Genomic DNA, 13358 nt, shown 5'->3' with positions numbered 1-13358 from the left:
TACTTATAATCTTAACACTATGAGCAAGTTATTTCAACATATTCTATAGAGGACAGAGATTAAACATGTAATAAGTTAAGTATACTTAAGTACAAAATATATAATACCACTTATTTTGATGCCTTATAAATCATATGGATTATCATATCTATAACGATTGATATCATAAATAATCTCTATGTCTTTATCTATAATAAATTTAGTTCGTTTCAAATCATAAGGTACGTCGTAACGCGTATGATATGAAATAGATTCTACACGACCAGTACGAACCGCATTATCGGATCCAAACGGAACTTTTACAATATCTCCTTCATATATATCATTTCTATCAGTACGATAATAAAATTCCTGGTTTATCTTAAAAATATATACAGAACAATACGTATAAATTCTTCTATCAGATATATGATTTGATTGTAAAAACTCTTGTAAAGATTTATCTCTTGTATGAGCATGTATAAAATTAATTAGATTTTTATACCAAGTGGGCACATACTGATCAGTTATATTCCCTATAAACAATGTATCTTCTTTATGCGCCCATTTAATACGTACTGTTACTATACCACCACGAGCAGGGTCTCTATCAAGGTCATGACTTTTACTAAGACTAAAAGAATCTAGACTATATAGCGTTTCGCCAATGTGAAAGTCAATATCTTGCTTCAATTGATGAATCATTTGATTATCTACATACTCGCTATGACTATGGCTAGAGTGACCAAATTGCTTACTATTACAATCAATGGAAATAGACGGCTCATTCCAATTAAAATTCAATGTATTTACGTCACCATATTCTTGGTACATATTTTTTTGCACTTCAATATGAATCTCTTGAATTCTATCTTTTTCTCGATTTCCATCAAATAAAAGTAATGTAGGCATACCTAGGATTTGTCTGAATAGTATAGACATGGCCCTCAGGGTATTATCAAAAGGAAATTCATATATAAATTCCTGATCCTCAGTGTTGATGAGATGCACTTGGACAGCACACTCATCCTCATCATATAGGTCAATATCATCGGAAAATCTAAGTCCCATAAGCTCTAATAGACATTGTTTTTTTGATTCGTCAATTGAGTACTCCTTAGTAGTTAAGGATTCTATTTTCCCCTCTACAGGTTTCGAGATATGCTCCCATTTAATGCCATAGGTAACACTAATAGCTTCCTTAATAGAAATATGTTGTATCTCTCCAATACAGTAATCTTTACGATTTAATTTTACTTCGCTTGGAACGCCATCTGGTAAATCACCATACCAGCTACCCGTACTTATAATGTCACAAGATACTACGGTACCTATAAATTTATCTGTCACATTTCTATGCATATACATAGGAACTCCTCCTTTTATTACTTTGTTTAAATATAACAAACAGGATGTGACAAAAATGCCTCTATATAATTATTTCGTCAAAAATATTCTTTACATACCGATTTATACTATAATTAACTTACCATATATGTATCTTATCTCTTAAGGAGGTATCTCTCATGAAAGAATCTACTAACCGTACCCTAATTACTAATCCCAAAAACATTATCTGTATCGGTTTAAACTATGCAGACCATATAGAGGAAACTAGTCTTGCTACACATGATTTTCCAGAAATCTTTATGAAAACATCTAATGCATTAGCGTCACATCAAGATATAGTTCCCATTCAAGATAAAAACCTTCATTATGATTACGAAGGAGAACTAGTTATCGTCATTGGTAAGGCTGGTAAAAATATATCTCGTGAACAGGCCAGAGACCATATATTAGGCTATACCATTGGAAATGATGTTTCTGCTCGAGTCTTACAATTTAGAGGCTCTCAATGGATTCTCGGCAAATCACTAGATAACTTTGCCCCTATCGGTCCTACTATTGTTTCTCCAGATAATTTTGATTTTGACAATGCCACTATTACTACAACAGTCAATGGTGAAATACGTCAACAAGCCAAATTACAACAAATGATGTTTAAACCGGACGCGATTATCGAATTTGTATCCCAGTATATTACACTACAAGAGGGTGATATTATCTTTACAGGTACACCTAGTGGTGTTGTACTTGGTAAAAATGAAAAACGATATGGTTGGTTAAAATCAGGAGATACCGTATCTATATCGATTAGTGGCATTGGTACCTTAGTAAATCAATTTAAATAGTCCCACCTATATATACCAAAAGAGATTACCTATGATGTGTCTATCCATCATGAGTAATCTCTTTCTTCTTTTTCTATGAGTCTATTTAAATATGATTTTACAATCTAATATGTACTATTTATGTTTCGCTTCAAGATTAAGCATATATTTCTTTCGTTCAATACCGCCAGCATAGCCAGTTAATTTACCATTACTACCTATAACACGATGACAAGGAATAATAATCGAAATAGGATTATGACCTACGGCACCTCCTACTGCTTGGGCAGACATCGTATCTTTTCCTTTGCTCTTAGCAATCTCTTTGCCAATATCACCATAGGTGGTAGTTACTCCATAAGGGATTGTTTGTAACACAGACCATACAGATTTACGGAATTCCGTGCCTTCTAGTTTAATTGGCGGAATAATAAAAGGCTTCTTACCAGTAAAGTATTGATCTAGCCACATTTTAGTCACTTCAAAAGGGCCTGTTAGTTGTTCGATATATTCCGCATCATCATAACTTGGTGCATAATCTTCATCGATAAAAAACAAATCTGTTAAGTATGATAATGTACCAAGCATAATCATAGTTCCTAATGGGCTTTCATAGGTGTATTTATAATTCATAGTACATTATCTCCTTCTTAAACTAACAATTCATTCATAACCTTTTGTATGTCATTATTAAATGATACAGTATTTTTATGAATTCCAAAAGGAGTATATTATTTATCCCAATAATTTGTTGTAGATGTCATAATCTATATCCTTAAATACATTAAATACCACTTGTATTTTACTATTTGTTTCTTTTAAATATGTTCGTACCGCATCTATGGCAATCTGTGCTGCTTCTTCATTAGGGAATCTAAATTCACCAGTAGAAATACAACAGAATGCAATGGAGCGTAATTTATAAGCATTAGCTAACTTTAAACAGGATTGATAGCAAGAAGCTAATTCAATTCTTTCCTTATCTGTTACACTTTCATAAATAATAGGACCCACCGTATGAATTACATGCTTTGCGGGCAAATTATACCCATAGGTCATACGAGCCACACCCGTTTTTTCAGGCATTTCCATATACTCAGTCATTCTAGCACATTCCATGCGAAGCTCTATACCAGCAAAGGTATGGATTTCATTATCGATACACTTATGATTTGGAGCAAAACATCCGAGTAATTTATTATTGGCTGCATTTACAATAGCATCTACAGATAATCGAGTAATATCTCCTTGCCACAAATAAATCTGAGGCTCTCGCTCTTCCATATCACTAATCGTTACGATTCCCTTTTCATGGGCCAATATATTTAAATATTCAGACTCTATCTTCATCCATTCAAGAGGCATTCCACCAGCAGGACGAATATTACATAAAGATCTAAAGAGAGTAAATTGCTCTTCTTCATTTATAGGGATATCTATATGTTCGTTATGCCGCTCATTGTATTCTGCTACTAAGCCTTCAACCAAATAGCGTAACCGTTCTTGCTGTGTCATATGTAACTCCTTTTTTTATAGACTATACGTTCACCTAATATATAATCAGAACCACCCGTAAAACGGGTGGTTTGCTCACGGGCTATAAGCCCGTAGTACTAGGCCAGCGTCTAAAGGCGCTGGCTTTCACTACGTTCAAGCCGCATAGCCATTGACTCGTAACGGTCCCCTTAAAGGGGATATGTATTACTTGCTACCCTTAAAAGGGTCCTCATATTCTTTTACACTAAGTTTATCTTTCATTTGGTCATGTAACTCTTGCTCACGTATATATTTTTTTACGGTAGCTTCATTTAATCCTACCGTACTTACATAATATCCCTCGGACCAAAAGTGTCTATTTCCAAATTTATACTTTAAGTTTGCGTGTTTATCGAACATCATTAGCGCACTTTTACCCTTTAAATATCCCATAAAAGATGAAACTGATATTTTAGGTGGAATTAACACTAGCATATGCACATGATCTGCCATAAGCTCCCCCTCTATAATCTTGACGCCCTTATATTCACATAAACGTCTCAGTATTTCACGTAAACTATTTCTGTATTGATTATATATAACTTTACGTCTATACTTAGGTGTAAATACTATGTGGTATTTGCATAACCATTTTGTGTGCGCAAGGCTCTGTGTCTTTGTTGCCATATAAAATCACCTTTCTTTTGTATATAATGCGGCTTGAACACCTACATTATACTTAAGCAAGGTGATTTTTTTGTATAACTTTCGTTGCCGCACCCGCATAGCGGGTGGTTTTATGATTCGCGACTACGTCGCGAACCAGTCTAAAGACAATAACAAAAAACTGCTAGCACATATGTATATGCTAGCAGTAACTTTACTGTGATTATATTATACTATATTATATTCAGTTTTAAGGTCTTACAAATGCTTGACCCCCATGGTTGACGAGGACATCCCCATCTAAAACCTTTGTGGTAACATTTTGTAGACTACCTTGGATTTGGCTCATCATGAATCGATAACCAGGACTATTTAAATGTTTTGTTAAGGCCTCTTGATCACTATAAATTTGGATAACATACCAATGATTTTTTACATTTCTTTCACGAAGCACATAACCAGCCTTATAACCCGCATCATCGCGTACGGCCCGTTCAATATCGAGTTGGTATTGACGTTGTACTGTGTCGATATCATTGCTATTAACAGTAAACTCTGTCAAAGTCACTACTGCTTTACCATCATTGACAATAGATAAAGCATCTTTTTTCTCAAACAATAGTACAGACTGTACGTCATACATTTTACGATTTGTTAATTTAGAACCTACTTCATTAACAAAGGCTTGATAATGATCGGATTTGCGATGTGTTTCAATAGCGGCTAAATCTTTATAAACCTCTACTACATAAGACTCAGATGGATTACCTTTTACATGTGCTACATTCATAGATAATGTATTAGGTTCTTTCTCCATAGATGCTGTTAGATTGGCAACACCTGCACTGTTATATGTGCCCTGTAACTCTGTAGGAACTTGATAGCGATACATGCCTACACTAGGTGCTGTGTCTACACCTTCATCACGTTCCATAACGAGAGCTGCAAAGGATGTGCTTACACCTAATACTGCTATAACAGATGTTACAAGAATATGTTTTAATAATTTACTATTCATACATGCTCCGATTCGACTAAATTACAATGTAATATATTCTACTATTGTACCATGTTCTTCAATTAAGTTAACTAAGTCTTTTCCCTGTAGCCATACAGTAGCATCATTTTGATTAGGATGTATACCAATTAGATTATCTTTATAATCCGCATCAATATAGTAATGTACCTTTCGTTCTTCATCGTGAAGCAAGCAGAATGGAGATACGTGACCTGGTTTAATCTTCAAAATATCCCATAGTTCTTCTTCGGAACCAAAGGAAATCTTTTTAAGTTTATGATCCTTACGGAACTGTTTTAGATCCACACGTTTAGAACCACGAACGGTAATCAAATAATAATGTTCCCGTTTATGATCTCGAATGAATAAATTCTTTGCATCCCACTCAGGATATGGCAACTCTACATTGGGCTTATCATCCATACTAAATAACGGTGCGTGATCCGTAATTTCAAAATCGATATGATGGTCACGTAAGCAATCATATACGCCTTGTTTATCTAACATGTAATACCTCTAATATATAGTTTACGCTTGGTGAAAGTAATATTTATAGTCATATTACTATTATATAACCTAACTATATAATCTAATTATCCCACCAAATTTATTCTGGAACTTTATAGGTACCATCAAATACAAATAATTCAGGATGTTCATGTACGAATGTGTCTTCATAGATTCCATCATATTCATAGACTACATCATCTTTTTTATCGAGGAAATCGAACAACTCCTCTTCATTTTCCCAGTCTTTCAAAATGGTCCATCGTTCTTCCCTATCAAATGGAATGGACCCACCAAAATAATCGATTACAGATTGTAAATTATCTGCTAATGTATCCATCTTAAAGAGGCGTAAACCAGCTAGAGCATCCTCCCATACAATGCCTGTAGAGTTATAGAAGAACTGATGATGTCCACCATTATTAACCTCTGCGAAGTACCAGGATATAGCATTGAGATAGCGTTGCTCTACAGTAAAAGGTTTTGCAGATTCTAAATAATCATCATATGAGCCATATATATTGATAGTCCAGTACATTGGCTCATTAATGGTCCACATATCGTCTGTAGCTTGTATCTCTTCAACAGTGATAGTACGATGACGAGGTACACCTTCTCTTTTCTTCTTTTTAGCTGCTACATACTCATTATAGGCAGCACATAAATCAGGATAATCAGCTTCACATTTTTCAAAGTCCATTTGCATATAGCACATATCCATGACTTCAAAACAATACGATTTTATATCATCTAGTTCCGATTCCGTAGCTAACCGTACACCCCGATCTACTAACCTTAGCATCTGCTGCATAGTATCCGATGTGTATGCTTCATTATTATCTAAAACAATAGCTCCATACGCATAGGCACAACGATAATACCAAACTGCATCACGATGCGCTTCATCAATAGACTCTAATACCTTAATTGCCTCTTTTTCATTGCCATTATTGTTATAAGCTCTACCAAGCTCACCTAACAGAGGTATAGATAAATTTTCTATGCCCACACTAGTTAACACATCAATAATAGTTTTTACGTTTCCACTATCATTAAGATCTTTAATAGTTTGTAACTGTTCAGCATCAGGCAAAGATAAAAACTGTTCAACACTTAAAGACATACAATACACGTCCCCTCATAGCACAAATATGTATATGAAATCATCTTAAGATAATTATAACAAACAACACAAAACTATGGGTTACAGATTTTAAAATAATAGTTAATGACAAAAACAGCTATTTAACTAGCTACCAAGCCATACGACAAATACAGGAGTACCTTCATCGTCATCGTCGATTTCATCGATATCGTCACCATCGAATTCGTGGTCATCATAGGCTAGATTTTCAAAGAACACATGATCACCGAGCTCTTTATTGGCCATTAAATTATGTAGCTTGAAAAGAAGCTCTTCAGTAGTAAAGTACTGTCCATTATCTGCTTTAAGGCGAGCATAGATTTCAACTTGCCACATACCGTCTTCTTTATCGTATTCTTCTAATTCATCGTCTTCGTATAAGTATTCATTAGGGTGAAGCTGACTTTTACTTTCAATCCAAGCTTCGTAGCTCACAAGAATTTCAGGCTCTACTAATGGCGGTAAATTATCACGATTAACGTTATGCTCTTCTAAGCATTCATAAAACGCCTTAAGAAACTCTTCTCTAGTATAAGTAGTTTTATTAAAAACCCAAGGAATTCCCTTAAACTCATGATAGTAACCTTCATATATTTTATTACCATCTTTATCAGTACCAAGATATTCAATCTGCTCTGCATTCTCATCCTTGTTAAACAGGTTTTTTATGGCATTAAAAATCATAAGATAATCCTCCTTGTAGTCATTTAAACAATGCTTTGATTTCATTATTCATAATATATTCCTCAATATTGTAAACTAATCTCATATGAAATAACGTAGCCCAAAGCACAAAATTATAATAATTTAATCTAATTTATTACTGTTATAAATTTCCGTGTATAGTAAAAGCCCTTCGCATAAGCGAAGGGCTAATATATTATTTCTCTATTAATCAACTACCACAGCAAATATAGAATACAGGTATGCCATCTTCATTATCTATAAGTCCGTAACCTTCACATTCATGGCCTTCGTATTCGATGCCTTCAAAGAATACATGATCGCCTAATTCTTTATTGGCCATCAAATTGTGCAATTTAAAGAGCAATTCTTCTCTAGTAAAATATGTACCATTATCCGCTACAAGATGAGCCATAATTTCTACCTGCCACATGCCATCTTCTTTATCTTCTTCCAGCAATTCTTCGTCTGTAACACGTTCATTATCAAAAAGTTGGTCTTCACTTTCAATCCAAGCTTCATAGGTTACTAGAATTTCAGGTTCTTCTAATCTATCGTCGTCATCTGCTTCATCATCATCTAGATATTTCTTTACATTTTCATTATATTCTTTGGAAAACGCTTCTCTGCTATATGTTTGCTTATTAAATACCCAATGTACTACATCATATGTAGGATAGTTATCCTCTTCGTATTCATTAGCGTCTTCAATATGGTTATCTTCTGTAGTCTTTTTACTATTTCTATTATCAAAGACATTCTTAATGGTTTCAAATATGACAGGATAGTCCCCCTTGTACTCTTTTGGCTTGATTTGAGTTAATAGGTATTTTACAACTTCACAACACCAGCCCAGCTGTTTATCTAAATGAGCCTCTTTAGTCATTTTCATGGCTGTCTCTATTAACTGTAATGCCTTCTGTACATGTTCAGATTCGTAGCTTTCACCAATAGCTAACATCGCATGAGCATAGCCACAGCGATAATACCAAGACCAATCACGATGTGCCTCATCTATTCGTTCAAACAACTCGATAGCCTCTGCTGCGCGGCCCTTATTATTATACATACGTCCTAAGGTGCTTAATAGTATAGGAGATAAATTATCGATGCCTATGTTAGTTAATAGCTCCATAGCACGATCGATGTCTAAGTCCTCTTGTTCATTAAGGAGCTTAACCTTATCCGCATCACTTAATTCTTGAAACTCTTCATCCTTAATTTCTTCTATACTAATATATAAGTTCTTAATAAAGTCAGCAAAGCTATCTGCTAAGAGAGTAATTGAGTAATCACCTTCTTGATCTACTCGTACAACCTTAGGCTCACCGGTAGGACCACAGTCACGATAATCGAGGAAAATCATATCATGACCACCAGAAATCGTATCGGCTACAACAACACCAATAGGAGGATATTCCCATTTAGAGATCCAAAACTCATTGCCAAATTCACCAAGTAGAGAGTATTTTTTACCTCTATCAATACCATATATACCTGTTACATATACACAATCGCCATCATCGTTAATAAAACAATTTTTCTTTACTGCACCACCATTATGGTTTTTAAGTAGCTCAATATAGGCTGCAGGCAATGTATAGCCTAGCTCAGCTTCAGCATCCTTAATATCCTCTTCGGTAACAGGTTTACCTATATAGGATTCAAATGCATAATCAACATCATTCCAAAATCCGGTCCAATCAAAGTCTTTTAGATTACTCATAATACTCTCCTAGTTTAAACCGTTATAATCTAATTTTTTAATTACTCATTCATAGAATAAGTTTTGATTAAAACTTTTACCTCACGTCGTATCAAAATAGTATCTACCATATAGGAAACTATAATATAAGGAGATGCATTTATAATCGCTATAGGGGCTAAAATAACTGCTACTCGCAATAAGTCTAGGGAATATGCATACCACTTAATATCTATGGTATTTAAAATGGGTATAACATAATCTATCACTCTTAATTCCCATTGCATTAACGGATTTAAGTCCTCACTTGTTCCTACCAGCCAAGCGAAGATAACCCCAAAAAGCAAAAAATATACTATGCCAACTGGAATTAATATCTTCGCTCGCTTTTTTAATAGATTACGACAAATCTCATCTTCTTCCTCTGGTGCTATATCATATAACATATTGCACTGAATCTGAATCCGTCTAAATCGATAGCGAATATACTTATACAAAATGTTATTCGGTGTATATAACATAATAGACTCCACACATTAGTCATACTAGCAAAATTATGAAAAATATATCATCCATCTATGGCAAAATAATGTAAATCTTTGAATTCATCATCCCAAAATGTAAAAGAAAAGATATGTGTATCATCAAAGGTTTGCTCGCAATAGGTTACAGCATCTCGTTCTGGTTCAATAATAGGCGTACCAATCCGTCTTTTCACTTCATCAATAGTTACATCACCATACCAATCTCGTATTTCGTTATAGATGAAAGTTACAATTGTATCTATATTTTTATGGTAATTAGCAGCTAATAGCTTTGCCGTATCTAAATTAGCATCTGTTGGTTTCTCATCCCAGCAAAACTGTATTCCTCCGTAGGATATGGTATATTGCCTTAACTGATCATCATATATTACAGGATTAGTCATCGTTTATACCCTTTACATAGCTTTCCATCTTTGGTCTTAAATCTAGTACAACTTCCCAATCATCTAATGATGGTACCTTATGATGTGCAATAAAATCTTTTATTATCTGTAATGCCTCTTGAGGGCCCAGCTCATTTTTACCGTATATTATCGCACCTTGCTCGCCATCATTAGTTACACTAAGCTCTATATGTAATAAATCCGTATCTTCATCACTACAAACTTGTACGAAATTATACATTTTATTATCTATGGGAATTGCCTTTGATGGTGAGATAACTACAAAATCTTGCTCTTGATCCTCAATAGCATAGAGATTTTGCTCAACCTCATTCAAAGTAATCCCTTCATACTTATAGTCACCTACATCAATTGACCAGTCTGTATAAGTTTTCTCAACTGCATCTGCCATATGTATCTCCTCAACTTTACAATATACATTAGAATAAGGTTTCTAATTGACCTGACATATCTGTCATGAACTCATCAAACTTACAAAGTTCTCGCAGCTCTTGATGCTCGGTATCATAACAACTAATCTTTTTAGACTTAGGATCCCATACAATTTGCCAATCGTTGTACTCGCCTAGAACTTTAGATAGTCGTAATAGTTTACGACGACCCACTTTAAATGGAACTGTATCAAGTAAAGGTAAAAACTCAACAGATATAAAATCAGAGTCTGGTAATTCAAAGTAGAGATTATCTTCCTCTAAAAATGATACTAACGCCTTTGGTAATTTAAAGGGTTTTAATTGATCCATTTTATTCTGTTTATCATGGAACTCTTCAGGCTCTAACGTTTTAAAATACTCCGCCATTTTCATATCGCCCTTTTCAATGGCAATGCTATAAGGACGCATACCATCCTTTTCCGTGATAGTTACATCCGCACCATGTTCTACCAAGTATTTACACATCTGTAAATCTACGTACCGAGCAGCTACACATAGTGGGGTTGGCTTAAAAGGATATACAGAATCAGGCTTATTGTAATTAATATCTACACCATTATGGATAAAGAAATCTAGGACCTCATAATTGTTCTCTGTTATGGCATTTCTGAAAGCTTTACCGCCATATTTCTGTACTGTATGGCCTAAGTCATGAATAATTTGTAGGTTCTCATATTTCTTGCCATATAAAGCAGCTTGAAAAGCATCTACTTTCACACGGTTCAAAGCATGAACATTAGCACCATGAGTCACAACATAGTCTATAATCTCTTTATTACCATACCGTACAGCTAATAAGAAACTCGGATTTTCTTCATCATTAAGATTAGCACCATGCTCTACTAACCAATGAATACTTGGCAAGCAACACATAACAAGAGCTAATTCTAAAGGTGCATGCTCACTATATTCATCAATTTCTATAGGTTGATTAATATCCCAACCATTGGCTAATGCATTTTCTAACGCCCTAATATTTCCTGTTACAATATCTGTTACGATGTGAGGTACAGATTCAAATGTACCTAAATCTTTTAACTGCATCATGTCTCTCCAAAGAACCATATTTTTAAAATGATTATCACTAATTACATTATATTACATTTATAAGTATGAGTGTATAGTAAAAGCCCTTCGCATATTGATATGTACCCATTTTCCTGGACACATATTATTTACTAGCCTAAACACATGGATGCTTCCCTGTATTTTACAGGGGGCATCCATTTTGTTTTTTTCTGAATCCTTCTATTGTTGTAATAGTTAATATATTCTTCTATCGCTACTGCAAAAGCATTAAATGATGAATATTCTGTTTCAAATCCATAATATATTTCTGTTTTCAATCTACCAAAAAAGGTTTCCATCACAGAGTTATCATAACAATTTCCTTTTCTAGACATAGACTGAATAATGCCATGTTCTTTAAGTGCTTGCCTAAAATAGCTATGTTGGTATTGCCATCCTTGATCAGAGTGGAAGATTAATCCCGAAAGATTAGTAAACTTCTTAAAGGCTTTCTCTAACATACGAGAAATCTGTTTTAAGTTAGGCCTTAATGCTAAGTCATACGCAACAATCTCATTCGTATTCATATCTAAAATAGGCGATAAATAGCATTTGCCCCACGAGAAATTAAATTGAGACACATCAGTAGTCCATTTTTGTAATGGTGCAGTTGTACTAAAATCTCTATTGACGATATTTTCTGCTACTTTACCGACTTTCCCTTTGTAAGAGTGATACTTTTCCTTCGGCCGCTTTCCTGCGAGTCCCATATTATGCATAAGCCTTTGCACTCGTTTATGATTGACTACAAAACCTCGATTAAGAAGCTCTTGGTATACACGCCGCACACCATACCGACCTTTATGTTCTGTAAAAATCTTTTGAATTTCATCTTTTAGCTTTGTATTTCTTTTATCTACAAGATCTACTTTAGTAAGTTCAAAATAATAAGTAGATTTGGACATTGGCATAGCTTTCAAAAGATGTTTTAGTTGATATCCTTGCTAGCGGAGCGTTTTGATAATCGCTGCTTTTTCGCCTTGAGTCGCGCAGCTTCTTTTTCTTCTCTCAAGGCGATCTCTTTTTTTATGACTTCATTTTCAGCTTTAATATACGCAATTTCAGCACGTAAGCGAATTAGTTCTTCATATTCACTCTCATTCAGTGTTCGAGGTGAAGTATTCTTTGGTAGTTTCATTTTGGAATCCTTTAATGGTCGCCCTTTAGATTTATTGATAAGACCATTGTATCCCAAAGTTTTGTATTTATGAACCCATTGATACAGTTGTCCAGAATTAATGCCCGCTACAATAGCTACTGCTCTTAAACCTTGACCGGAAAGAACTTGGCATACTAACTCATATTTTTCTTCTGGAGACCAATACTTATTAGCCCCTCGACTTTTATTAATGGCCGAGCCATGAAGCTGTTCTAATTTAACCCAGTCTCTTATTAGTCTATGAAATGTATCTGTCCTCACACCGTTAGGTGTCTTGGGCCATTCACCTTGGTAGAATAATTCAATTGCTTTTCTTTTAAATTCATAACTATATCTCATGAAAATACCCCCTTTACCGGTTGTCCAGTAAAGGGGGTACATATCATATACGAAGGGCT

General features: G+C 34.6%; 16 protein-coding genes. 1 reads left to right on the top strand and 15 read right to left on the bottom strand.

From position 1 onward, the window contains the following. Positions 1–123 precede the first annotated feature (123 nt). Positions 124–1347 carry a hypothetical protein gene (locus VEHSUH06_RS04160; RefSeq protein ID WP_105097881.1) on the bottom strand — a complete coding sequence of 408 codons (1224 nt, stop codon included), beginning with the start codon at positions 1345–1347 and terminating at the stop codon, positions 124–126. A gap of 158 nt (positions 1348–1505) precedes the next feature. On the opposite strand from VEHSUH06_RS04160, the gene VEHSUH06_RS04155 reads away from it, so the two are divergent. After that, positions 1506–2171 carry a fumarylacetoacetate hydrolase family protein gene (locus tag VEHSUH06_RS04155; protein WP_105097880.1) on the top strand — a complete coding sequence of 222 codons (666 nt, stop codon included), beginning with the start codon at positions 1506–1508 and terminating at the stop codon, positions 2169–2171. A gap of 114 nt (positions 2172–2285) precedes the next feature. Here VEHSUH06_RS04155 and VEHSUH06_RS04150 read toward each other — a convergent pair whose 3' ends face one another. The 14 genes from VEHSUH06_RS04150 to VEHSUH06_RS04085 form a co-directional block, all read right to left on the bottom strand. After that, the gene (locus VEHSUH06_RS04150) at positions 2286–2783 is read right to left on the bottom strand and encodes a methylated-DNA--[protein]-cysteine S-methyltransferase (protein WP_105097879.1); all 498 of its coding nucleotides are present in this window, start codon (positions 2781–2783) and stop codon (positions 2286–2288) included. A gap of 102 nt (positions 2784–2885) precedes the next feature. Beyond that, on the bottom strand, positions 2886–3665 hold the full coding sequence (locus VEHSUH06_RS04145; protein WP_105097878.1) for a protein-ADP-ribose hydrolase: 780 nt from the start codon (positions 3663–3665) through the stop codon (positions 2886–2888). A gap of 186 nt (positions 3666–3851) precedes the next feature. Further along, positions 3852–4313: an IS200/IS605 family transposase gene (tnpA, locus tag VEHSUH06_RS04140; protein ID WP_005380067.1), complete on the bottom strand. Its 462-nt coding sequence runs from the start codon at positions 4311–4313 to the stop codon at positions 3852–3854. Positions 4314–4542: 229 nt separating this feature from the next. Further along, positions 4543–5310 carry a putative quinol monooxygenase gene (locus VEHSUH06_RS04135; protein ID WP_105097877.1) on the bottom strand — a complete coding sequence of 256 codons (768 nt, stop codon included), beginning with the start codon at positions 5308–5310 and terminating at the stop codon, positions 4543–4545. A gap of 21 nt (positions 5311–5331) precedes the next feature. Beyond that, on the bottom strand, positions 5332–5817 hold the full coding sequence (locus tag VEHSUH06_RS04130) for a prolyl-tRNA synthetase associated domain-containing protein (protein ID WP_105085472.1): 486 nt from the start codon (positions 5815–5817) through the stop codon (positions 5332–5334). A gap of 100 nt (positions 5818–5917) precedes the next feature. Continuing rightward, positions 5918–6940, bottom strand: a complete 1023-nt coding sequence (locus VEHSUH06_RS04125; RefSeq protein ID WP_105097876.1) for a DMP19 family protein — start codon at positions 6938–6940, stop codon at positions 5918–5920. A 126-nt stretch (positions 6941–7066) separates the two neighbouring features. Continuing rightward, positions 7067–7645, bottom strand: coding sequence for a hypothetical protein (locus VEHSUH06_RS04120; protein ID WP_105089059.1), 579 nt, complete (start codon positions 7643–7645; stop codon positions 7067–7069). A gap of 211 nt (positions 7646–7856) precedes the next feature. Beyond that, entirely contained in the window at positions 7857–9371 is a 1515-nt protein-coding gene (locus VEHSUH06_RS04115) for an SMI1/KNR4 family protein (RefSeq protein WP_105097875.1), read from the bottom strand. A gap of 41 nt (positions 9372–9412) precedes the next feature. Next, complete coding sequence (locus VEHSUH06_RS04110) at positions 9413–9871, bottom strand: glycosyl transferase family 4 (protein ID WP_105097874.1); 459 nt, start codon at positions 9869–9871, stop codon at positions 9413–9415. 47 nt (positions 9872–9918) lie between these two features. Beyond that, entirely contained in the window at positions 9919–10278 is a 360-nt protein-coding gene (locus tag VEHSUH06_RS04105) for a hypothetical protein (protein ID WP_105097873.1), read from the bottom strand. Next, positions 10271–10690, bottom strand: a complete 420-nt coding sequence (locus tag VEHSUH06_RS04100; RefSeq protein WP_105097872.1) for a bacteriocin — start codon at positions 10688–10690, stop codon at positions 10271–10273. The genes VEHSUH06_RS04105 and VEHSUH06_RS04100 overlap by 8 nt, the downstream gene beginning before the upstream one ends. A 28-nt stretch (positions 10691–10718) precedes the next feature. Further along, entirely contained in the window at positions 10719–11780 is a 1062-nt protein-coding gene (locus VEHSUH06_RS04095; RefSeq protein WP_105097871.1) for an ankyrin repeat domain-containing protein, read from the bottom strand. Positions 11781–11911: 131 nt separating this feature from the next. Then, positions 11912–12706: an IS3 family transposase gene (locus tag VEHSUH06_RS04090; RefSeq protein WP_158251713.1), complete on the bottom strand. Its 795-nt coding sequence runs from the start codon at positions 12704–12706 to the stop codon at positions 11912–11914. Between the two features lie 23 nt (positions 12707–12729). After that, positions 12730–13299 (bottom strand): helix-turn-helix domain-containing protein, encoded by a 570-nt coding sequence (locus VEHSUH06_RS04085; protein ID WP_233187877.1) that lies wholly within the window; start codon positions 13297–13299, stop codon positions 12730–12732. Between the last annotated feature and the right edge of the window lie 59 nt (positions 13300–13358).

The sequence above is a fragment of the Veillonella sp. S13053-19 genome (genome assembly GCF_002959835.1).
GTDB classification, from domain to species: Bacteria; Bacillota; Negativicutes; order Veillonellales; family Veillonellaceae; genus Veillonella; species Veillonella rogosae.
The sequence above is the reverse complement of the archived record's forward strand: the minus strand, read 5'-3'. Positions and strand labels throughout refer to the sequence as shown.

What these genes read in the sequence shown, in the direction of transcription:
- VEHSUH06_RS04115 (WP_105097875.1), bottom strand. Translation starts at nt 9,371, where the DNA reads ATGAGTAATCTAAAAGACTTTGATTGGACCGGATTTTGGAATGATGTT.
- VEHSUH06_RS04100 (WP_105097872.1), bottom strand. Translation starts at nt 10,690, where the DNA reads ATGGCAGATGCAGTTGAGAAAACTTATACAGACTGGTCAATTGATGTA.
- VEHSUH06_RS04150 (WP_105097879.1), bottom strand. Translation starts at nt 2,783, where the DNA reads ATGAATTATAAATACACCTATGAAAGCCCATTAGGAACTATGATTATG.
- VEHSUH06_RS04145 (WP_105097878.1), bottom strand. Translation starts at nt 3,665, where the DNA reads ATGACACAGCAAGAACGGTTACGCTATTTGGTTGAAGGCTTAGTAGCA.
- tnpA (WP_005380067.1), bottom strand. Translation starts at nt 4,313, where the DNA reads ATGGCAACAAAGACACAGAGCCTTGCGCACACAAAATGGTTATGCAAA.
- VEHSUH06_RS04125 (WP_105097876.1), bottom strand. Translation starts at nt 6,940, where the DNA reads ATGTCTTTAAGTGTTGAACAGTTTTTATCTTTGCCTGATGCTGAACAG.
- VEHSUH06_RS04120 (WP_105089059.1), bottom strand. Translation starts at nt 7,645, where the DNA reads ATGATTTTTAATGCCATAAAAAACCTGTTTAACAAGGATGAGAATGCA.
- VEHSUH06_RS04130 (WP_105085472.1), bottom strand. Translation starts at nt 5,817, where the DNA reads ATGTTAGATAAACAAGGCGTATATGATTGCTTACGTGACCATCATATC.
- VEHSUH06_RS04135 (WP_105097877.1), bottom strand. Translation starts at nt 5,310, where the DNA reads ATGAATAGTAAATTATTAAAACATATTCTTGTAACATCTGTTATAGCA.
- VEHSUH06_RS04105 (WP_105097873.1), bottom strand. Translation starts at nt 10,278, where the DNA reads ATGACTAATCCTGTAATATATGATGATCAGTTAAGGCAATATACCATA.
- VEHSUH06_RS04095 (WP_105097871.1), bottom strand. Translation starts at nt 11,780, where the DNA reads ATGATGCAGTTAAAAGATTTAGGTACATTTGAATCTGTACCTCACATC.
- VEHSUH06_RS04110 (WP_105097874.1), bottom strand. Translation starts at nt 9,871, where the DNA reads ATGTTATATACACCGAATAACATTTTGTATAAGTATATTCGCTATCGA.
- VEHSUH06_RS04090 (WP_158251713.1), bottom strand. Translation starts at nt 12,706, where the DNA reads ATGTCCAAATCTACTTATTATTTTGAACTTACTAAAGTAGATCTTGTA.
- VEHSUH06_RS04085 (WP_233187877.1), bottom strand. Translation starts at nt 13,299, where the DNA reads ATGAGATATAGTTATGAATTTAAAAGAAAAGCAATTGAATTATTCTAC.
- VEHSUH06_RS04155 (WP_105097880.1), top strand. Translation starts at nt 1,506, where the DNA reads ATGAAAGAATCTACTAACCGTACCCTAATTACTAATCCCAAAAACATT.
- VEHSUH06_RS04160 (WP_105097881.1), bottom strand. Translation starts at nt 1,347, where the DNA reads ATGTATATGCATAGAAATGTGACAGATAAATTTATAGGTACCGTAGTA.